The sequence below is a fragment of the Faecalibacterium intestinale genome (genome assembly GCF_040096575.1).
Classification (GTDB): domain Bacteria; phylum Bacillota; class Clostridia; order Oscillospirales; family Ruminococcaceae; genus Faecalibacterium; species Faecalibacterium intestinale.
Map to the genome: position 1 here is coordinate 12194 of NZ_JBBMEN010000024.1, position 21198 is coordinate 33391.

Genomic DNA, 21198 nt, shown 5'->3' on the forward strand with positions numbered 1-21198 from the left:
GGAATCCTTTGTGGATTTCAAGGCTGTTTAACGCAAAATCCGGCTGTGTTTGTAGAAATAGACTAAATTTTCGACTTTTCAGATACACCCAAGGAATAAGTTTTTATAAAAGGGAGAGGATGGATCATGCGCCACACCGGCACACTTGAGCTGGAAACTGACCGTCTGCTGCTGCGCCGCCTGCTGTCGCAGGATGCCCTGCAGATGTACGAAAACTGGGCAAACGACCCGGCTGTGACCCGGTTTTTGCGCTGGGAACCGCACAAAAGCCCTGCCGAGACCCGGGAACTGCTTTCGGCGTGGGCAGAGCTGTATCCGAACCCGGATTATTACCAGTGGGCCATAGTGGAAAAGGCCACCGGACAGGTGTTCGGCTCCCTCTCCGTGTACAACGCCCTGCTGGGTGAGCCGCAGCAAAAGACCAAATGGCCGGGGCTGGAACTCTCCGGCGGCATCTGGGAGCCGGGCTACTGCATCGGGCAGAAGTGGTGGGGCAAAGGCTTTACCACCGAAGCGCTGCAAGTTGTGGTGGATTTCTGGTTCAGACAGGTGGGCGGTGCCTTCCTCACCTGCTGCCACGCGGTGCAGAACCCCGCCAGCGGCCGGGTGATGGAAAAGGCTGGTTTTGTGTACCACCACAACGATGTTTACCACAAATTTGACGGCACACCGGTGGAATGCCGGTGCTACCTTCTGACAAAAGAACGCTATAATAACAGAAAGGACTTACTTTGAGCGAGCTTTATGATATTTTGACCGAGACCCCTCCCACAAAGGTAGTGCTGCTGGCACTGGATCAGGGGCTGTGGGACTGTGAGCGCAGTCTGGCAGAGCTTTCTGCCCTGTGCGAGGCCAACCACATGGAAGCCGTGGCACAGATCACCCAGAAACGCCAGACCCCGGAGACCGGCATCGTGCTGGGCAGCGGCAAGCTGGAGGAAGCTTCCCTTGCCGCCCAGACGCTGGGCGCGGAATGCGCTGTGTTTGACGGCGAGCTGACCGGCAGCCAGATCCGCAACATCTCCAATGCGCTGGGCGGCTTGGAGGTCATCGACCGCACCATGCTGATTTTGGAAATTTTCCGCAGCCGCGCCGTGACCAACGAGGGCAAGCTGCAGACCGAGCTGGCGCTGCTGCGCTACCGTCTGCCCCGCCTGCAGGGCATGGGCGAAGCGCTGAGCCGTCAGGGCGGCGGCGGTGGCGGCGGCGGCGGTGCCCGCCGCGGTGCCGGTGAGACCAAGCTGGAGCTGGATCGTCGTCATGTGCACGCCCGTATTGACGCGCTGGCTGAAAAGCTGGCTGAGATGGAAAAGCGCCGGGGCGAGAGCCGCAAGGCTCGCGCCAAGACCGGAATGCCGGTGGTAAGCCTTGTGGGCTACACCAACGTGGGAAAATCCAGCCTGATGAACGCCCTGTGCGGCCCCAGCGTAGCCGAAGCCGATATGTTGTTTGCCACACTGGACCCCACCAGCCGCAAACTGGTGCTGCCCAGCGGCATGGCGGTGCTGCTGGTGGACACGGTAGGTTTTGTGTCCCGCCTGCCCCACAATCTGGTGGAAGCCTTCAAATCCACCTTGGAGGAAGCCGCATGGTCGGATGTGATCGTCCGAGTGGCAGATGCCGGGGACGAGCAGCGCGAGGAGCAGCTGTCTGTGACCGATGAGGTGCTGGACGGGCTGGACTGTGCCGACATTCCCCGCCTGACCGTGTACAACAAGTGCGACAAGCCCAACACCCTGAGCTTTGACTCCGATATCCTGCTGACCAGCGCCAAGACCGGCTACGGGCTGGACAAGCTGCTGCAAAAGCTGGACGAGGTGCTCAGCGACCGGGTGCACACCATCCGGGTGCTGCTGCCCTACGACAAGCTGGGACTTGCCGCCCCCATGCGGGAGCGCGGCAGCGTGCAGGCAGAGGAATACCGGGAGAATGGGCTGTATCTGGAAGGTATCGTCAAGACCGAGGATCTGCACTGCTTTGAGGGTTATCTGGTCTGAGCGGCAGGCAGTTGCTGATCATCTCACATTATAGCAATTCAACTTTTTAATGCAACAGCAACAGCGTTGAATTGCATATCGCAAATATGCTGTTTGAATGTTGCACTAATTTCTTGTCTTGCGATAAAACAGGCGGCTGCGCAAAGTGCTGTGCAGCCGCCTGTTTTTTCATTTAACCAACATTGATATGCCCCACCGGCATGATCTTGCGCTTGTTGTCGTCCGGTTTGGCGGTCAGGCTCATGGCAAAGGCCACCGGGCCTACACGACCCATGAACATGACCAGCATATACAGGATCTTTGCCCCGTTATTCAGCTGGCTGGTCACACCTACGGAAAGTCCCACCGTGCCAAAGGCCGAGCAGGACTCGAAGATGGCATCCACCACCGACACCGCGTCCGAGGTGTTGTAGTACACCACGATAGCCGAGCCGATTGCTGCCGCCGCGCCCAGCACGATAATGGTCAGCGCACGGTAGACCGTCTTAGACTCGATATGATGGTCCGCGATCACGCAGTCGTCGCGCCCCTGCGCCACGCTGCGGATGGTCAGGATGATGACCGCGAAGGTGGTCACCTTCACACCGCCTCCGGTAGAGCCGGGCGCTGCGCCGATGAATTGCAGCACGCTCATCAGCAGCTTGCTCAAGGTACCGCAGGAAGCCAAGTCCACGGTGTTCATGCCGGCGGTACGGGTGGATACCGACTGGAACAGCGAAGCCATCACCTTGCCGGGAACCGACAGCCCGCCCAGCGTGGCGGGGTTGTTCCACTCCATCAGTCCCAGCCCCAGCGCACCGCCCAGCCACAGGATCAGCGAGAAGGACAGCACCACCTTGGCGTGCAGGGACAGGCGGCGTTTTTTGTACCACTGGCACAGTTCCACCCAGACCATAAAGCCCAGACCGCCGGAGATGATCATGAATATGATCACTGCCTGCACATAGTAGTTGTTGACATAAGGCACCAGCGAGGAGTACGCCCCGAACCGTCCGAACAGGTCAAAGCCCGCATTGCAGAAGGCCGAAATGGCGGTGAACACGCTGATCCAGACACCTTCCGGCCCGAACTGCGGCACAAAGGCGAACATCAGCAGCAGAATGCCGATGCCTTCAAACATCGCCGCCAGCCCCACAACGATCTTCAGCACGTTTTTGGCCTGATCGTAGCCGTCTGCCGAGACGCTCTCGCCCAGTAAGCGCAGGTCCCGGAAGCCCATGCGCCGGCGCATGGCCAGCGCAAAAAAGCTGGTAAGGGTAACAAGGCCAAGGCCGCCCACCTGAATGAGCAGCAGCACCACCGCCTGCCCGAACCACGTGAACTGCGTCCATGTATCCCGCACCACCAGACCGGTGACGCAGGTGGCACTGGTGGCTGTGAACATGGCATTGAGCACATCCAGCCGTCCGTGCCTGCTGGAAATGGGCAGGGTGAGCAGCAGCGTGCCCAGCGCAATCACGATGATAAAGCTGACGCAGATGATCTGGGTCGGGGTGCTCAGTCCCAGCTTTTTCCACCGGAGCGACCTCTGATGCCGCAGCTTTTTGCGGATATTTTTCATTTTTTCCATAGCATCCTCCCTGCGCAGCACACAGCCGCTTTGCATTCCTTTATAGCATACACCATTTTGCCCGCAGGTTCAACTTGATTTTACACCCCGGTTGCGGTATTATAATATGGTACTGTATTTTGGGCGGCTGTCCTGTGCCCCCAAGGATGCAGGCTCCTGTCTCCGTAGCTCAGCTGGATAGAGCGTCCGCCTCCTAAGAATTCGGTCAACCTGATACCTTGGGTGCAGAAGTGATTGCTCTATTCAAAAGCAAAACCGAGAATCACGGTTTTCTCAACAAATTTTGATGCAACAAGTTTAACACCGTTCCGGTTGCAACGCAGTCGGTCACTTCGGTGTGAAAATCATTCTGCATATTCGTTTCCAAGCGCGTTGAATTTCAAAAAATCAACGATAATACATAATATGCCTCAGTAGCTTAGCTGGATAAAGCGCCTCCCTCCTAAGGAGGAGACCGCAGGTTCGAATCCTGTCTGGGGTATCCCTTTATGAAAATGCGAAGGTCATTTTTCCATGTGAAAGACGATCTTCGCATTTTTCATTTTGAACCTATCACCAAAATTAGCCAGCTAATGCCATTAGCAGAATTTTCGGTTCCAGCTAATAAAATCGGGTTTCCAGCTAATGAAGCCCCATAAAGCACCTTTTGAACTCTGCTTTCCGGCTCTCTGCTAATATTGGTAGCCGCTTTCCTGTAAATCCATGTAAATACAAGATAATTTGTGTAAATCTATTTTCCACATTCCTGCCCAAAACCGTGCAAAACACTTTTCTCCATACATAGCGCGTTCACTCGCTGTTCTCTCGGAACAGAAAGAGGAACGCGCTTTTTTGTTTTCGGGCTGAACTTCCCGAATCCATCAAAGGAGGGTTTACTGATGAAAAAAGTTCTGACCGTCACGATGGACGGTATCCGCTACCATGCTTCCCGCCCGGCAGATTGCCGGCACTGCTTCTTCTGGAAGAATCGAAAGAAGGGCTGCGTTCTCGGCAAAGAGAACTGCTACTACCTGATCGAGCCGCCCAAAGGCCCCAGCAAGTGCGAAGGGTGCCCCTACAAGCGGGCAAAGCCCTGTGTGCTGGTTCCCTGCTACAAAGACCTGATGGCACCGCTGGAGAAACGAGGTGATGCCAAGTGAGCCACAAGCGAAACGAAGCCCTGCGCCATGTCCAGCACTCCATGCACCATGTGATCGCCGCTGGCGAAGGTTCTGACCGTGCCCCGGACAGTTGCAAGCTGTGTCCGTACTATCGACCCGATTTCAAGTTCCGCACCTGCCTGTATGCCCACTGCCCTTATAAGAAGCAGGTCAATGTATTCCGTTCCACACCTGAAAAATGGGATATTCTCTATGCCCGAAAGAAAGCCGACAAGAACCGCAGACCTTGATTACTTCTATGGGCAGTCCAGCGAGCTGTTCTCCTTCTACCGAATTCCCAAGCTGTTGTTTCAGGATAGCCGCTTTCAACCGCTTTCCACAGATGCCAAAACGCTGTACGGCATCCTGCTCGATCGCATGAGCCTGTCAGCACGGAACGGCTGGTTGGACAAGGCTGGGCGGGTGTTCATCATCTATACCGTGCAGGAAGTGCAGGATTCACTGGGCTGTGCCGATAAAAAGGCGACCAAGCTGCTGCGAGAACTTGAAGAGTACGGCCTGATTGAACGCAAACGGAGGGGGCTGGGCAAGCCCGATCTCATCTATGTGAAGAATTTTTCGTCAGAATCGTCAAAACTACGCTTTCTGAATCGTGATAATGACGATTCTGTAGTCGTCCAGAATACGCTTCAAGACCCGGCCAAACTACGATGTAATAAGACTGAGAGAAATAATACAGAGATAAGCGATACTGATCCTATCTCTTCCGATGAAAACGACTGGATGAGCGAACGTGAACAACTGGAAGAATATTTTTCTCAGGCTTTGGAGGTAGACCTTCTGCTCCGGCTCTGCCCGGATGATGAGGACACCATCTATCAGATCGTAGATTTGCTGGTGGACACCTGTGCCACTAATCGCAAGCTGCTGCACATTGCCGGGGACGACAAGCCCGCCGAGGTGGTACGCAGCCGGTTTATGAAGCTGAACGCCGACCATATTCGCTTTGTGCTGAAGTGCCTTGCAGAGAACAGCAGCCCGATCCGAAACATGAAGCAATACCTGCTCGCTTCTCTGTACAACGCACCCACCACGATGCAGCTTTCCTACCAGAACCAAACTAATCACGACTTAGCGATGCGGGGGTGATAAAAATTTCAAAGAAAGCAACTACGATTGCCATCGTCAACCAGAAAGGCGGCACCGGCAAGACCACGACCTGTGAAAATCTGGGCATCGGGCTGGCGATGGAGGGCAAAAAAGTCCTGTTGGTGGACGCTGACCCGCAGGGCAGCTTGACCATCAGCATGGGCTGGCAACAGCCCGATGAACTGCCCACTACCCTTTCCACCCTGATGGCAAAAGCCATGAACGATCAGAGCATTCCGCCCGGTGAAGGCATCCTGCACCATGCAGAGGGCGTTGACCTGATTCCGGCAAACATTGAACTGGCAGGGCTGGAAGTTTCCCTTGTCAACTGCATGAACCGGGAAAAGATGCTGAAACAGGTGCTGGAAGGTGCAAAGCACGAATACGATTTTATTCTGCTGGATTGCACCCCTTCCCTTGGGATGCTGACCGTCAATGCACTGGCAGCGGCGGACACCACCCTGATTCCGGTGCAGGCGCAGTACCTGTCTGCGAAAGGCTTGGAACAGCTTTTGCAGACCGTGCAGAAGGTCCGACGGCAGATCAACCCGAAACTGAAAATCGAGGGCATCCTGCTGACTATGACAGATAGCCGCACCAACTATGGGCAGCAGATCGACAACCTGATTCGAGGTGCCTACGGCAGTAAGATCGAGGTGTTCGACCAGGCCATTCCTAGATCTGTCCGTGCTGCGGAGATCAGTGCCGTGGGCAAAAGCATTTTCCAGCATGACCCCAAAGGCAAGGTGGCAGAAGCCTATAAATCTCTGACCGAGGAGGTGATGGCGAATGCCGAAAGGCAGCTTAAACGTGTCGCTGAAAGGGGCAGATGACATTTTCTCCACCGAGGAATCCCGGCAGGAACAACAACGGGAGCAGGTGCAGCAGATCCCCATTGGAGAGCTGTTCCCTTTCAAGAACCACCCCTTTAAGGTTTTGGACGACGAGTCCATGCAGCGCACGGTGGAAAGCGTAGAACAGTACGGCGTGCTTTCTCCGCTGATTGCACGTCCACGCCCGGAAGGTGGCTACGAGATCATCTCCGGGCACCGCCGTCAGCACGCTGCACAGCTTGCTGGGCTGGACACCCTGCCGGTCATTGTCCGCAACATGGATGATGATGCCGCAGTTTTGCTCATGGTGGATAGCAATCTCCAACGTGAGAACATCTTGCCCAGCGAGAGGGCGTTTGCCTACAAAATGAAGCTGGAGGCTCTAAAAAATCAAGGTGCTAGGTCAGATTTAACTTGTGGCCAATTTGGCCACAAGTTAATTGGTGCAAAAGCGCGAGATATTGTCGCTGATGAATCAGGTGACAACGCTCGAAATGTCCAAAGGTTTATCCGTCTGACCAGCCTCATCCCTGAACTGCTGGACATGGTAGACGAAAAGAAAATTGCCTTCAATCCCGCTGTGGAATTGTCCTATCTGGACGAAAGCCAACAGCGGGATTTTTTAGAAGCGATGAACGACACCCAGAATGCACCGTCCCTTTCCCAAGCGCAGCGGCTTAAAAAGCTGGCGCAGGAAGGGCACTTCTCGTATGACGTTGCCTTTGCGGTCATGGGAGAAGAGAAAAAGGACGAACTGGACAAGGTTGTCATCAAAAACGACACCCTGCGGAAATATTTCCCGCGCAGCTACACCCCGAAACAGATGGAGGACACCATCATCAAGCTGCTGGATCAGTGGCAGCGTAAACAGCAGCGGCAGAATGAACGCTGATACACCTTTTGAACGTAAGACCCGACCGGGTCTTTCTTTTTTGCAAAAATTAGGAGAAAAATACTATGAACACTACCATTGATCTCAAGACCGCAAAGACCATCGAAGCCATGAACCAGAAGGTCAACCACATGGACACTGCCGTGACCGACTTCTTTAACAAGATGAGCGATGTGCTGGAGCGGCAGCTCGGCGATGATGAAGTTTACGCCGCTGTGATTGCCCCGGAGATTGAACTGACTATCACTCCGCTGGCGAACGTTCGCAGTTACCTGCCTTGCTTCGATGAAGCAGATTCCTGCTACAGCATCAGCGACAATGTGCCGCTGGCTCTCTGTTACAACCCTCGTCAGGTCATCACACTGGCTGGCAAGCGGTATCTGTCCGGTGCCGTTGTCTTTGTCCGCTACGACACCAATGGCAGCTTTGTTGCCCTTACCACCAGTGATCTGTATCTGATCCAGTGCTATCTGGCCGAGAACAGTGTTCCTCTGATGGCTGGACGCGAGAAGATGGTCTGCATCTGCATTGACTGAGAGGTGCAGCATGGACACCGAAATGACCTGCTATGAGAGTTTCGCAGAAGTCACGGAGGACTTTTACTGTTCCGCCGTTGATGTTTTGAAGATTCTGGTTCTCCGTCTGCACGACTACCATGCTCGTTGCTTCCATTCTCTGCGGGATGCTCTGTACGACTATTTTTCTACCGATGCCGCACCGCATACTCATGCCAATGTTTCCACTAAGCATACCGTCACCGCGTCTTGCGCTCCCCGTCCTCCCTGAGAGGATTCTTCTCACAGTTCAGTCAATGCAGGAGGTTCGCTATGAATTATATTTATTCGTTTATCATTTTTGAAGCTGGTGCCTTTTTCGGCTTCTTTGTGGCAGCTCTGTTGAACGCCGTCCGTGCTGGGCAGGAAATCACTATCAAATTCGAGGAGGAAGATAATGGAGCAGAACGAGAACACTCTGTCGGTGCTGAAAATTGCACCGGGACAGTATCCACAGCAGGTCGAGATCGATAACGACCTGAAAGCCTTGCAGCAGGCGGTGGGCGGCTCCATCGGCGCAAGCTACCCTTTTGAAGATCCGGTCGCCATCGTCTACAACGATGATGGCAAGCTCATGGGTCTGCCGCTGAACCGTGCCCTGTGGGACGAGGACGGGCTGATGTACGATGTTATTGCCGGAACCTTTCTGGTGGTGGGGCTGGGAGAGGAAGATTTTGTGTCGCTCTCTCCGGAGCTTGCTCAGAAGTATGAAGAAGAATTCCATCAACCCGAAGCCTTTCTCCCTCTGGGGCATCGCCTGATGGTCATTCCGGTGCCGGATGAATCGGTTCAGAATGACGCAGAAAAGGCCGTAAACAAGCCCCCGGTGGAACATGACCGCTAAGACGATTTTCTGCACAGGAGGTGGTAACGATGCAGGAAGAAATCGAGCATAAGACGGTCAACCTTGCCATCTCGACCACAAAACTGTCCGCCCGCACCCTGTTGCGCGGGATGCAGTTTCTACTGCGGCAGTACGACAAGCACGCTTCGCAGGGCAAGCAGTCCATGAAGCGGCTGGTGCGGCAGAACCATGGCGTAACCAATGTGGAGATCCAGAAAACTGGCATCAAGGACTTTGACCGTTATGCCAAGCGGTATCACATCGACTACTCCATCCAGAAAGACCTGTCCTGCAAGCCGCCCCGGTATCTGGTCTACTTCAAGGCACAGGACACGGATGCCTTGAGCGCAGCGTTCAAGGAATATTCGGCATCGGTGCTGGATAAAACCAAGCGTCCTTCCGTGCTGGCAAAGCTGCACGATCTGGCACAGACTATCGCAAATCTGCCGGACAAAGTGCGGCACAAGCAGGAGGAGCGTGGCCTATGAGCAAAAAGAAGCTTTCCAAGCTGCTGGCGCTCTATCTGCCCTATGTGGTAATTGGCTTGCTGGCCACCAATCTGGGCGAGGCGTGGCGTCTAGCCGTGGGCAAGGAACTGGGCGACAAAATCGTATCGCTGATGGATACGCTCCCGGCTGCATTTTCAAATCCGCTGCCCAGCCTGCACCCATTTGACTTGTTCATTGGTCTGTGCTGCGGCGCTGGAATGCGGCTGGCGGTGTACCTGAAAGGTAAAAACGCCAAAAAGTACCGGCATGGCATGGAGTACGGCTCTGCGCGGTGGAGTGCATAATCTTAACTGTAAACAACACCTTTATAGACGCAGGAGGGATATGCACATGAGCAATTACAATAAAATCACAGCCCTTTACTCCCGCCTTTCCGTAGGCGACGAGGACAGGGACGGCGGCGAGAGCAACAGCATACAGAACCAAAAAATCTTTTTGGAGAACTACGCCAAAGGACAGCACCTAACCAATATCCGGCACTACATTGACGACGACGAAAGCGGCAGGTTCTTTGACCGTTCTGCTTATTCCCGCATGATTGAAGATGTGGAAAGCGGCAAAATCGGTGTCTGCATTATGAAAGACCTTACCCGCTGGGGGCGCGACTATCTCCAAGTCGGCAACGCTATGGAGATTTTCAGACGGAACAATGTACGCTTTATCGCAGTCAACAACGGCATAGACAGCGAAAACCCTGACACATTAGAGTTTGCCCCTTTTATCAATATCATGTCGGAGTGGTACGCAAAGGACATCAGCAAAAAAGTGAAAACGGGCATTAAGACCAAAGGCATGAGCGGAAAGCCGGTTGCCACCGAAGCCCCTTACGGCTATATCAAAGACCCGGACAACAAGGACTTTTGGATAATCGACAAGGAAGCCGCCGAGGTTGTACGCCTTATTTTCCGTCTGTTTTTGGACGGGAAAAACCGAAACCAAATCGCCGTATATCTGACACAGGAGCAAATCCCGACCCCTACATTCTACATGAAAGACCGGGGGCGGGGGACTTGTAAAAATAAAACGCTCAATGAGAATAACCGCTACAAGTGGAACAAAGCCACGCTGACCCATATCCTCACGCGGCAAGAGTATTGCGGCGATGTAGTCAACTTCAAGACCGCAAAGCATTTCCGAGATAAGAGAAACCACTATGTAGACAGAAGCCAGTGGCACATCACAGAAAATGTGCATGAGCCGATTATCGACCGCACCGACTTTGAAAATGTGCAGCGGATTTTGGAAAACGCACCTGTCAAACGCCCCAACGGGGACGGAGAAATCCACCCTCTGTCAGGCTTGCTTTTCTGTAAAGACTGCGGCGCAAAAATGCACATCCGCATAGATTACAGGAACGGCGGCAAGCGCCATGTTGCCTATTGCAGCGAGTACCACAAGGGAAAAGCCAAAAATCCCAAGTGCAGCTCTCCGCACATCATGGACGCGGATCTGCTTATGCAGACCGTCGCAGATGTGCTGAAAAAAATCGCGGAATACTCTATCAGCAACCGGGCAGAGTTTGAAGCCTTAGTGAAAAAGAGCCTTGCCATGCAGCAGACTGACAAAGTAAAGAAACAACAGAAGCGTATCCCGCAAATCACGACGCGCCTTGAACAGATTGACAAGGTGCTGAATAAACTTTATGAGGACAACGTGCTGGGTACTATCCCACAAGACCGCTATGAGCAGATGTCGCAGAAGTATTCCGAAGAATACTACTCACTGAAAGCGGAGCTTGAACAGCTTAGGGAGCAGCTATCCGCTTTTGAAAACGCGGGAGGACGGGCGCAGAAGTTTGTAAAGCTGATAGACCGTTACGCTGACTTTACCGACCTTACCCCGACTGTCCTCAACGAGTTTATCAGCCGGATTGAAGTGCATGAACGCGACAAGAAAAGGGCAAAACAGGCTATTCAGCATATCGGGATATACTTTAACCATATCGGCAGATTTGAAAATGAACTGACACAGCTTGCAGAGCCGACAGAGCAGGAAATCCGGCAAATGCGTGAGGAAATTGAAGAAGCAAGAAAGGAAAAAAGCCGAGCCTACCACCGCAACTATTCAAGAGAATACCGGGCGAGAAATCTTGAAAAGCAACGGGAGTATGACCGTATCAAAGCGCGGGAATATCGGGCGAAGAAAAAGGCGCAGGCTGCCGCTGCACTGTCCGCACCATAAAACAGAATAGCCAACATCAGAGAGGGATTTTCCGAACTACGGGAAGTCCCTCTTTTGCGCCCGGAGAAAGGAGAAACCGATTGACAGAAAAGAAAGGAACACCTACCCCACTGACTAAGCCGGACGGAGTTATCACGACACAGAGGAACGGGCAGACCATTGTTGCGGAGCTGTTTTTCAATCCCAACGGCACAGAAACATTCTCCGACAAGTTGCTGAAAACGATACTTGCCGACAGTCTGCGTTTTTCTGCGTCTGACGGTCAAGAGCCGGAAAAAACAGAAATCTTGCGATAACAGCCGCCCCGACGATACATTCCCCGTTTGGGCGGTTTTTATCGTCAAAAACGCCGTTTTACCCAAGTCAAGAGTCGAGGAAAACACCCGAAAAATGCCCCTATTGCGTAACAGGGGCGCAGAAAGGAGCTTGCATGAGAACAGGGCTTACCAAACAGGAAAAGACCACTGATATATGGTTTGACGAGAAAGACCCCCTTATCCATATCCGCACCCACAACACCAACCTCAAAAAGCGGCTTGCCGCTTATGCCGAGCAGTACCCCGACGAGTGCTGCAAGACTGACACAGACCCCGAAACAGGTTGCATGGAGTTTGATATTGCAAAGGGGCGTTTCTCTTTCCGTCTGACCGCCCCATACAGCGAGGAACGCCGGGAAGCAGCGCGGCGGTACGCCAGAGAGAACAACGCCGCCGACAGGCTAAAATGATGTAGATACAAGCACAGGTATTCAGGTAAATTGAAGAAAAACTTAATAATATGCGACTTTAATTTTGGCTCACGATTATGTATAATATACTTGAAAACAATTTTTGATAGCAAGTAAAGGAGTGAAAAAAATGTTACCAATTTCTGACATTATTATCCGTTCAATTAGCGGGTATGTGTTTATAGTTCCAATTCTCATATTGTATTTTTTATATCTTAGAAAATCGGGAAGAGAGCAAAGCCTTCTTCATATTGCTGCTGTATTTGTGTTTTGCTATTATCTATTTGGAATTTTAACCGTAGCAGGTATTGGCTATACAAGCACAATATCATTTAGTCCAAAGATTTCCCTGATTCCGTTTCTCGGTATGATAACCGGACCAATAGATACTATACTTAATTTAATTTTATTTGTACCTTTAGGAGTTTTCCTGCCATTTCTGTATAAAAAGTATCATCACATAAAGACAGTTGCATTAACTGGCTTTCTATTCTCTTTATCTGTTGAAATTGTTCAGATGTTTGGCTGGGGTTCATCGGATATAAATGACCTTATTATAAATACGGCTGGAGCCTGTTTGGGATATTGGATTTATTATCTGTTATCAAAAGCTTTGCCGAATAATTTTAGAAAAAAACTTCAATCCGAGAATGTTAATGGTACGGTCGAAGTGCTTTTGTTTGTAATTTATATATATATGGTTATGGTTACAGTTCAACCCTGGGTAATCCATGATGTATTGAACATCGGATAAAGTGTTTTTTCAACAGCACACAACATAAATAAAATAACCCACTCACAAGGGCAGCCGAGAAAATCGACTGTCCTTTTTCTATGCCTATGAGCAGAAAGGAGCGACCAACCATGACAAAACCAAAAGAGAAAACCCGCGAGGAGCTGCAAGCCGAGATTGAGGACGGAAAGAAGAAAATCCGCCAGTTTGAGAACCGGGAAAAGATGTTGCGTCAGAAGCTGTCCAAAGAGGAACGCAGAACACGCAGCCACCGCCTTATCGTCCGGGGCGCAGTCTTTGAAAGCATTGTGCCGGAAGCAAAGAACATGACCGACGAGGAAGCCGCAGCACTTCTTAGGTTTGCACTGACGAGTGAGCCGGTACAGGAATATCTGAAAAAACGAGCCGAGAACGGGGACGCTGAATAAATCCCTTAGACACTAAGGGCGCACTTATACACCCTAACGGGCGTGTGCGCTCTGCCGAGGGCTTTATCTTCGCACAGGGATTTTACCCCGCGCTACGATTGGCGGCTTTGCCGCAGACAGGGGACGCTACACTTCCCCTGCGACAGCTTGCGCTGTCTACCCTTTTGTGTACTTGCGGAAATCGAACACCTTGCTACGCAAGCTATTCATTTTCCACAAGTTTTATATCCGCTATACTGGAGGTGATACCCATAGCCATTTACCATTGTAACATTAGCATAGTCAGCCGGGGCAAAGGCAAATCAGCCGTTGCCGCAGCCGCCTACCGAAGCGGCGAAAAGCTGACAAACGAGTGGGACGGAATGACCCACGACTACACCCGCAAAGGCGGCGTTGTCCATAACGAAATCATGCTGCCGCCCCATGCCCCACCCTCTTTCTCTGACCGTTCTACCTTATGGAACAGCGTGGAGCTTTATGAGAAAGCCGGAAACGCCCAGCTTGCGCGTGAGATTGACGCAGCACTCCCCATAGAATTATCACGAGAGGAACAGATACGGCTTGTCCGGGAATACTGTTCCTCTCAATTTGTTTCCAAAGGAATGTGTGTGGATTTTGCTATCCATGACACCGACAGTGGCAACCCCCATTGTCATATCATGCTAACTATGCGACCACTTGACGAGCGCGGCGCATGGGCGGCGAAGTCCAAAAAGGAATATGACCTTGACGAGAACGGCGAGCGCATACGCTTGCCAAGCGGCAGATACAAGACCCACAAGGTTGACCTCACAGGTTGGAACGACAAAGGTAACGCCCTCTTGTGGCGCAAGGCGTGGGCTGATATTTCAAACAGCTATCTTGAACACGCCGGAAGCACAGAGCGTATCGACCACCGCAGCAACGCCGAGAGAGGAATTGACGAGATACCCACTGTCCACATGGGCGTAGCCGCCTGTCAAATGGAGAAGAAAGGCATAGCCACCGAGAAAGGCGAACTGAACCGGGCTATCCGCAAATCAAACAGACTGATAAAGGAAATCCGGGTGCAGATCGGCAACCTCAAAGAATGGATTGCCGGACTGCTTGCGGCGTGGGAAACTGCCCCAAGAAAACCACAGCCGCCAAAGTCCCCGAACCTTGCAAATCTTCTGATGAGGTATTTGAGCGTTCAGAGGGAAAAGAGCCGGAAGTATTCGCAGAGCTGGCAGCACCAACACGCAGCCGACGAACTGAAAACCATATCACAGGCAGCGAATTATCTTGCGGAGCATGGTATCTCCACTCTTGACGAGTTGGACGCTTCTCTTTCCTCTGTCAGTGATGAAGCCTTTTCTATCCGGGAGGGAATGAAAACCGCCGAGCAGCGCATGAAAGAGCTGCAAAAGCTGATAGAGAACGGCGAGAATTATTTGCAGTACAAGCCCATTCATGCCGAACTGAAAAAGCTGAAAAATGGCTGGACGAACAAACGGGATAAGTATGAGGAAGCCCACCGCGCCGAGCTGACTCTATGGAACGCAGCAAGCCGCTATCTCCATGCAAATCTGACGGATACAAAGACGCTGCCTATCTCCGAATGGAAACAGGAATACGCTGACCTCAAAGCGCAGAGAGATACCGACTACACCAAACTGAAAGCTGCCCGCGCCGAAGTTGCCGAGCTTCAGAAGATACGCAAATGCGTGGATATTGCGCTGAAAGCCGAGCAGCCGGAGCAGACACAGAACCGCACCAAGCGGCAGGAACAGGAGAGATAAAGAAAAGGACGGGCAAGCTATTTTGCCTGTCCGTCCTAAATGTTTTCTGATAAAATGGACGCTATTGATACCTAATATTAAAACCAACTTGCTCTTTCGTCCCTAAATTCGGGCTGGTCACTATGCTCATAAGGATTATAATTATTCAAATTGCAACCAAACTCTTTCAATGATTTTATTTTATTATCCTTTGTCCATTCAACCAGCGAAATTCCATCAAATTCCTCTATGCTCCCATTGTTCATTTCATTTTTGAAATACCACTCCACAATCGTCTGATTTCCTTTGTGGAAAAATTGTTTGATTTCCCAAGCAACGACTTTGCCACGAGTATTCCATTCCTGAAACCAGTGTTTTACGATTTGACGGTTATTATATTTTGGACACCAACTTTCAGTATAAATTACATCTTCTGCAAAAATATCATCAATACCTAAATCCTGTTTTGTAAGCCACATTTCAAACCATAAGTGAATAATTTTTTCTCTTTCATTCACAATCCAGCACCTCACTAACTTCCGATTTTTCGGTTTCATTCTACATCAAAACTATGAACAATTCAACCACAGAAAGAGAGGTATCAACTATGTATTACACCCAAGAACAAATAGACCGCGCCAACCAAGCCGACCTTGTTTCTTTTCTGCAAGGACAGGGCGAGCAGCTTACCCGCGCCGGACAGGAATACCGTTGGAAACGGCATGACAGCTTGACTATCCGGGGAAACAAATGGTACAGGCACAGCCAAAGCAAAGGCGGCGCACCCATTGATTTTGTCATGGAGTTTTTCGGAAAGAGCTTTACCGAAGCCGTAGAACTGCTGACGGGAGAAAAAGGCGCAGCACCGCCGCCGGACAGACCAAGCCCCGCGTCCTTTTCTGACTTCCGATTGCCGCCCCGCAATCCCGACAACCGCATAGTGAGGAACTACCTCACAGCCGTTCGCCGCATTGATGAAGATGTGTCGGGCTTTTTCTTTTCCACCGGGGATATTTACGAGGAAGCCGCCCACCATAACGCCGTATTCGTAGGGCGGGACGAGGACGGAGTACCACGCTACGCCCACCAGCGTGGCACAGCCGGGAACTTCCGGCTTGATGTGAAAGGCAGCGACAAAGCCTTTAACTTCTGCTATCGGGGCGATGGCGAAAGATTGTTTGTCTTTGAAGCCCCTATTGACCTGTTATCTTTTCTCTGTCTGTTCAAAAAGGACTGGCAAAAGCAAAGCTATCTTGCGCTGGGTGGCGTGGGAGATAAAGCCCTTATGCGCTTTCTCTCTGACCGCCCGAACATCAAGACCGTATATCTCTGCCTTGACAGCGACCAAGCCGGAAACGACGCTTGCAGCCGCCTTGTGGAGCTTATGCCGGAGGGCTTGACCGTCCACCGCCTTATTCCTCTTTTCAAAGACTGGAACGAGGTGCAGACGCGCCGGAATGAAATCACAGACGGGAAATATCTGCGGGAAGCTGTCTATGGCTTGAAAGAGCCGCCACAGGAAGAAACCGTTGAGATTATCCGAATGAGCGAGGTTGACACACAGACCGTTGAATGGCTATGGAAACCGTATATCCCCTTTGGGAAAGTAACCATAGTACAGGGCAACCCCGGCGAGGGAAAGACCACCTTTGCGCTGCGCCTTGCCGCTGCCTGTACTACTGGCGGGACGCTTCCGGGCATGAAGCCCATGCAGCCGTTTCAAGTGATTTATCAGACCGCCGAGGACGGTTTGGGCGATACCGTCAAGCCCCGCTTGATAGAAGCTGCCGCAGACCTTGACCGGGTGCTTGTGATTGATGAAGCAAAACGGGAGCTTACCCTGTCCGACGAGCGCATAGAGAAAGCAATCATACAGAACGGGGCGCGTCTGATTATCCTTGACCCCATACAGGCGTATATGGGCGACAAAGCTGACATGAACAAGGCAAACGAGGTGCGCCCCATTTTTCGTCGCCTTGCCGAAGTTGCGGAGCGTACCGGGTGCGCCGTTATCCTTATCGGACACCTCAACAAAGCTGCCGGAGGACAGAGCGCATACAGGGGCTTAGGTTCTATCGACTTTAGAGCCGCAGCAAGGAGCGTCCTTTTAATCGGGCGCGTGAAGCGTGAGCCGAATGTGCGTGTTATCATTCACGACAAATCTTCCCTTGCGCCGGAGGGAAAGCCCGTTGCCTTTTGCCTTGACCCGGAAACAGGCTTTGAGTGGATAGGCGAATATGATATAACCGCCGACGAGTTGCTGTCCGGTGCGGGCGGCAATAACGCCACCAAAACCGAACAGGCTGAAAAGCTGATACTTGACCTACTGGCAGACGGGAAAGAGCTTGCCAGCGAGGACATAGAGAAAGCCGCAGGCGACGCAGGGATTTCTGTCCGTACTGTCCGGGCGGCAAAGAAAAATCTTGACGGGCGCATTACTTCAAAGCGTATCGGCGCAGCATGGTATCACGCCCTAAAAAAGTGAACTGGCAAAATCCAAGTGGCAAAATCCAGATACCTTGCCACTTTGCCACTTCGCCACTTCAACCATAATCCCACAGCCTCATGTATGACCGCGTGGGGCTTTATCGTGGAAAAAAGAGCCTATGTTGCGTCAATAACTCAAAAAGGCACTTGACAAAACGCTTCATGGGGCGGACCCAAAGATATCGAGCCGTTTATGGCTCCGAAGTTTGAGGATAATATCATTCTGACCAAAACAGAACGCCTGATGATGAGCAATCGCCCACCGGACCCCAAGAACGCCCGGAATAAAAACGTGCTGGTGGTGGGCGGCTCCGGCAGCGGTAAGACCCGGTTTTGGCTCAAGCCCAACCTTTTACAATGTCACAGTTCCTATGTGGTCACCGATCCCAAAGGCAGTATCGTGGTCGAGTGTGGCAATGCCCTGCTACAAAAGGGCTACAAGCTAAAGATTTTCAACACCATCAACTTTTCCAAGAGTATGCGCTATAACCCCATGGCGTACATCCACAGTGAAAAGGACATTCTGAAGCTCGTCACCGCACTGATGACCAACACCAAAGGTGAAGGTCAGGGCGGCGACCCATTCTGGGACAAAGCGGAACGGCTTTTGCTGGTTTCACTGATCGCGTACCTCCACTACGAAGCCCCTGTCGAGGAGCAAAACTTCGCAACATTGCTGGAAATGCTCAACACTATGCAGGTTTCGGAAGATGATGAAACTTATCAGAATCCGGTAGACCTGTTGTTTGAGGATCTGGGCAAGAAGAAGCCAAAATCCTTTGCCGTACGGCAGTACAAACTTTACAAGCTAGCTGCCGGCAAAACGGCTAAGTCTATCCTTATTTCCTGCGGTGCCCGGCTTGCGCCCTTCGACATTCAGGAAGTCCGGGATGCCACCATGTACGATGAGCTGGAACTGGACAAGCTGGGTGACCGGAAAACGACGCTATTCCTTATCATGAGCGATACGGACAGCACCTTTAACTTTCTGATCTCCATGATCTACACACAGCTTTTCAATCTGCTCTGTGATAAGGCAGATGACCAATACGGCGGCAAACTGCCAGTCCATGTGCGGTGCCTGATCGATGAGTGTGCTAACATCGGTCAAATTCCGCAGCTAGAAAAGTTGGTAGCCACCATCCGCAGCCGTGAGATCTCGGCGTGTCTGGTCTTGCAGACACGCAGCCAGCTGAAAGCCATCTACAAAGATAACGCGGATACCATCGTGGGCAACATGGACAGCCAGATTTTCCTCGGCGGCAGTGAGCCTACCACCCTGAAAGATCTTGCCGAAGCACTCGGCAAGGAAACCATCGACAGCTACAACAATTCTGATACCCGTGGCAATAGCCCAAGCTATGGAACCAACTATCAAAAACTCGGCCACGAACTTATGAGCCGGGATGAACTGGCGGTGCTGGATGGCGGCAAGTGCATCCTGCAACTGCGGGGTGTGCGCCCGTTTTTGAGCGACAAGTACGACCTGACCCAGCACCCGAACTATAAGTACACCTCCGATTATGACCCCAAGAACGCCCTCGATATCGAGAAGTTCTTGAATCGAAAAGAAAAAATCCACCCGGATGATACCTTCATCATGGTGGATGCTGATTCACTCCCGCCCGCCTGATAAGACGAGCGGTTATTTTTTACCCATTGACCCAACAGGTACACCGGAAAATCAGCCTTCGCCGTGGTTTTCGGCTTTTTGCAAACGGATTTCAGGTGTGTGCAGGGTCACTTTTTCAAAACAAAGGAGATTTTTCTATGGAATTCTTTAACAGCGCAGTGGACGTTCTGAAGACTCTGGTTGTGGCATTGGGTGCCGGTCTGGGCGTGTGGGGTGCCGTCAACCTGATGGAGGGTTACGGCGGCGATAACCCCTCCGCAAAGAGTCAGGGAATGAAGCAGCTCATGGCTGGCGGCGGTGTTGCCCTGATTGGCATCACTCTGATTCCCCTGCTGAGTGGTCTGTTCGGCTGATCTTTTCCGGGCGGCGTTTGCCGCCCCGTACATATTTACTTGCAAGCATTTCCAGCCCCTCCGTGGCAAACGGATTCTTATTATAAAGAGGAAACGCATTGCAAATCGAATATTCACCTTTATTTTGAAAGGATGGCGCTATTATGCAGATTCTGACTCACCTTATTTTTCTGCTCAACCTGCTCAAGACCCTTATCAACCATTTTTCTTGATGGGTGGTGGCGCTGAGTGGAAACTGTTCTCAAAGCAATCTCCGATTGGATCAAGTCACTGCTGACAGCGGCGATCATGTCCAATCTCTCCGGCTTGTTTGATGACGTCAACACCCAAGTGGGCAACATCGCACAGCAGGTCGGCACCAAACCATCCAATTTTGAACCGCGCGTTTTCGCTATGATCGAGGCGTTGTCCCGGAACGTAGTGCTTCCCATTGCAGGCGTGATTCTGACCTTCATCGCCTGTTATGAGTTGATCGAGATGATCACACAGCACAACAACATGGCACAATTTGAGCCTGCGCTGCTGATGAAATGGATCTTCAAAACTTCCATTTCGGTCTGGATGATCTCCAACACTTTCGATATCATCATGGCGGTGTTCGACGTGACGCAGCAGGTGGTGGCAAATTCCAGCGGCATTATTTCCGGCAACACAAGGGTCAACGACATCGGGCTTTCCATGCTGCAATCCAGCATGATGCAGATGGACGTAGGCCCACTGTTCGGGCTGTTCTTGCAGTCCTTCTTCATCGGCATCACTATGCGCATCCTGTCCATCGTGATTTTCGTCATCGTCTACGGAAGAATGATTGAGATCTACATGATGGTCAGCCTTGCCCCGGTGCCCATGGCAACATGGGGCAACCACGAGCAATCCCATGTGGGACAGAACTATCTTCGTTCTCTGTTCGCGCTGGGATTTCAGGGTTTCCTGATTCTGATCTGCGTGGCGATCTACGCTGTTCTGCTCCAGAATGTTGCAATATCCGGGGATGCCATCAACTCGATCTGGAGCATCGTGGGGTACACGGTGCTGCTCTGCTTCTCGCTGTTCAAGACCAGCTCTGTCGCCAAAACTCTGCTGGGTGCCCATTGATTCGGAGGTGAAATTTTGGCAGCTTATATTTCCGTGCCGCGCGATTTCAGCAAGGTGAAGTCCAAAGTAGCCTTCAACCTGACCGCCCGGCAGCTTATCTGTTTTGGTGCAGCGGCAGTCGTAGGCGTGCCGCTGTTCTTTGTTCTGCGAGACACCGCTGGCAATTCCGGTGCTACCCTCGGCATGATGGCGGTCATGCTGCCCATGTTCTTTCTGGCCATGTACCAGAAAAACGGTCAGCCGGCTGAAAAGATCCTGCGGTACTACTTTCAGGCGCGCTTTGTTCGTCCGAAGGTGCGTCCGTACCAGACCCGCAATTACTATGCACTGCTTGTGAAGGGAGATGACGCCCATGATTCCGTTTCTGAAAAAGA

Annotated in this window: 23 protein-coding genes, 1 tRNA gene and 2 pseudogenes; 24 read left to right on the plus strand and 2 right to left on the minus strand. The window is 51.9% G+C overall.

Features of this window, described 5'->3' with window-relative positions; all coding sequences use genetic code 11:
• The first annotated feature begins 126 nt into the window (after positions 1-126).
• Positions 127-735 (plus strand): GNAT family N-acetyltransferase, encoded by a 609-nt coding sequence (locus tag WMO20_RS12305; protein ID WP_349187037.1) that lies wholly within the window; start codon positions 127-129, stop codon positions 733-735.
• On the plus strand, positions 732-1997 hold the full coding sequence (gene hflX, locus WMO20_RS12310) for a GTPase HflX (protein WP_349187038.1): 1266 nt from the start codon (positions 732-734) through the stop codon (positions 1995-1997). The genes WMO20_RS12305 and hflX overlap by 4 nt, the downstream gene beginning before the upstream one ends.
• A gap of 172 nt (positions 1998-2169) precedes the next feature.
• Here hflX and WMO20_RS12315 read toward each other — a convergent pair whose 3' ends face one another.
• On the minus strand, positions 2170-3567 hold the full coding sequence (locus WMO20_RS12315; protein ID WP_349187039.1) for a TrkH family potassium uptake protein: 1398 nt from the start codon (positions 3565-3567) through the stop codon (positions 2170-2172).
• Between the two features lie 407 nt (positions 3568-3974).
• Here WMO20_RS12315 and WMO20_RS12320 point away from each other — a divergent pair.
• The 17 genes and pseudogenes from WMO20_RS12320 to mobQ all read left to right on the plus strand — a co-directional run bounded on the left by WMO20_RS12320 (position 3975) and on the right by mobQ (position 15277).
• A tRNA-Arg gene (locus WMO20_RS12320) sits at positions 3975-4048 on the plus strand.
• A 397-nt stretch (positions 4049-4445) separates the two neighbouring features.
• On the plus strand, positions 4446-4706 hold the full coding sequence (locus WMO20_RS12325; RefSeq protein WP_005945283.1) for a hypothetical protein: 261 nt from the start codon (positions 4446-4448) through the stop codon (positions 4704-4706).
• Positions 4703-4957 carry a hypothetical protein gene (locus tag WMO20_RS12330; RefSeq protein ID WP_005924919.1) on the plus strand — a complete coding sequence of 85 codons (255 nt, stop codon included), beginning with the start codon at positions 4703-4705 and terminating at the stop codon, positions 4955-4957. Before WMO20_RS12325 ends, WMO20_RS12330 begins: the two co-directional genes overlap by 4 nt.
• Positions 4920-5816, plus strand: a complete 897-nt coding sequence (locus WMO20_RS12335) for a replication initiator protein A (RefSeq protein WP_349187040.1) — start codon at positions 4920-4922, stop codon at positions 5814-5816. The genes WMO20_RS12330 and WMO20_RS12335 overlap by 38 nt, the downstream gene beginning before the upstream one ends.
• On the plus strand, positions 5816-6649 hold the full coding sequence (locus WMO20_RS12340; RefSeq protein WP_349187049.1) for a ParA family protein: 834 nt from the start codon (positions 5816-5818) through the stop codon (positions 6647-6649). Before WMO20_RS12335 ends, WMO20_RS12340 begins: the two co-directional genes overlap by 1 nt.
• A complete protein-coding gene (locus WMO20_RS12345; RefSeq protein ID WP_349187041.1) occupies positions 6606-7541 on the plus strand; it encodes a ParB/RepB/Spo0J family partition protein in 936 nt (311 codons plus the stop codon). The genes WMO20_RS12340 and WMO20_RS12345 overlap by 44 nt, the downstream gene beginning before the upstream one ends.
• A 65-nt stretch (positions 7542-7606) precedes the next feature.
• Complete coding sequence (locus WMO20_RS12350) at positions 7607-8077, plus strand: hypothetical protein (RefSeq protein WP_349187042.1); 471 nt, start codon at positions 7607-7609, stop codon at positions 8075-8077.
• 291 nt (positions 8078-8368) lie between these two features.
• Positions 8369-8569, plus strand: coding sequence for a hypothetical protein (locus WMO20_RS12355; protein WP_149794183.1), 201 nt, complete (start codon positions 8369-8371; stop codon positions 8567-8569).
• Positions 8493-8939, plus strand: coding sequence for a DUF3846 domain-containing protein (locus WMO20_RS12360; RefSeq protein ID WP_349187043.1), 447 nt, complete (start codon positions 8493-8495; stop codon positions 8937-8939). The genes WMO20_RS12355 and WMO20_RS12360 overlap by 77 nt, the downstream gene beginning before the upstream one ends.
• Before the next feature lie 29 nt (positions 8940-8968).
• Positions 8969-9427, plus strand: a complete 459-nt coding sequence (locus WMO20_RS12365; RefSeq protein ID WP_349187044.1) for a PcfB family protein — start codon at positions 8969-8971, stop codon at positions 9425-9427.
• A pseudogene (locus WMO20_RS12370) lies at positions 9424-9723 on the plus strand (VirD4-like conjugal transfer protein, CD1115 family); the annotation flags it as partial. The gene WMO20_RS12365 and the pseudogene WMO20_RS12370, both read left to right, overlap by 4 nt.
• 55 nt (positions 9724-9778) lie before the next feature.
• Positions 9779-11629 carry a recombinase family protein gene (locus WMO20_RS12375; protein ID WP_173701325.1) on the plus strand — a complete coding sequence of 617 codons (1851 nt, stop codon included), beginning with the start codon at positions 9779-9781 and terminating at the stop codon, positions 11627-11629.
• Positions 11630-11709: 80 nt separating this feature from the next.
• Entirely contained in the window at positions 11710-11925 is a 216-nt protein-coding gene (locus WMO20_RS12380) for a transposon-encoded TnpW family protein (RefSeq protein ID WP_006861281.1), read from the plus strand.
• Positions 11926-12059: 134 nt separating this feature from the next.
• Positions 12060-12356 carry a hypothetical protein gene (locus WMO20_RS12385; RefSeq protein ID WP_006861282.1) on the plus strand — a complete coding sequence of 99 codons (297 nt, stop codon included), beginning with the start codon at positions 12060-12062 and terminating at the stop codon, positions 12354-12356.
• Between the two features lie 130 nt (positions 12357-12486).
• Complete coding sequence (locus WMO20_RS12390) at positions 12487-13110, plus strand: VanZ family protein (protein ID WP_006861283.1); 624 nt, start codon at positions 12487-12489, stop codon at positions 13108-13110.
• Between the two features lie 110 nt (positions 13111-13220).
• Entirely contained in the window at positions 13221-13517 is a 297-nt protein-coding gene (locus WMO20_RS12395; RefSeq protein ID WP_040782633.1) for a DUF3847 domain-containing protein, read from the plus strand.
• Between the two features lie 242 nt (positions 13518-13759).
• Positions 13760-15277, plus strand: coding sequence for a MobQ family relaxase (gene mobQ, locus WMO20_RS12400; RefSeq protein WP_173701326.1), 1518 nt, complete (start codon positions 13760-13762; stop codon positions 15275-15277).
• Between the two features lie 77 nt (positions 15278-15354).
• Here the strand turns inward: mobQ and WMO20_RS12405 are convergent, their stop codons facing one another.
• Positions 15355-15774, minus strand: a complete 420-nt coding sequence (locus WMO20_RS12405) for a nuclear transport factor 2 family protein (RefSeq protein ID WP_029679608.1) — start codon at positions 15772-15774, stop codon at positions 15355-15357.
• An 89-nt stretch (positions 15775-15863) separates the two neighbouring features.
• Between WMO20_RS12405 and WMO20_RS12410 the strand changes: the two genes are divergently transcribed.
• The 5 genes and pseudogenes from WMO20_RS12410 to WMO20_RS12430 all read left to right on the plus strand — a co-directional run.
• A complete protein-coding gene (locus tag WMO20_RS12410) occupies positions 15864-17741 on the plus strand; it encodes an AAA family ATPase (protein WP_349187047.1) in 1878 nt (625 codons plus the stop codon).
• A gap of 156 nt (positions 17742-17897) precedes the next feature.
• Positions 17898-19376: pseudogene (locus WMO20_RS12415) on the plus strand (VirD4-like conjugal transfer protein, CD1115 family); the annotation flags it as partial.
• 137 nt (positions 19377-19513) lie between these two features.
• Positions 19514-19729: a Maff2 family mobile element protein gene (locus WMO20_RS12420; protein WP_015565185.1), complete on the plus strand. Its 216-nt coding sequence runs from the start codon at positions 19514-19516 to the stop codon at positions 19727-19729.
• A gap of 228 nt (positions 19730-19957) precedes the next feature.
• Positions 19958-20824, plus strand: a complete 867-nt coding sequence (locus tag WMO20_RS12425; protein WP_112116535.1) for a VirB6/TrbL-like conjugal transfer protein, CD1112 family — start codon at positions 19958-19960, stop codon at positions 20822-20824.
• 15 nt (positions 20825-20839) lie between these two features.
• On the plus strand, positions 20840-21198 hold a 359-nt coding region (locus tag WMO20_RS12430; RefSeq protein WP_349187048.1), incomplete at its 3' end, for a PrgI family protein.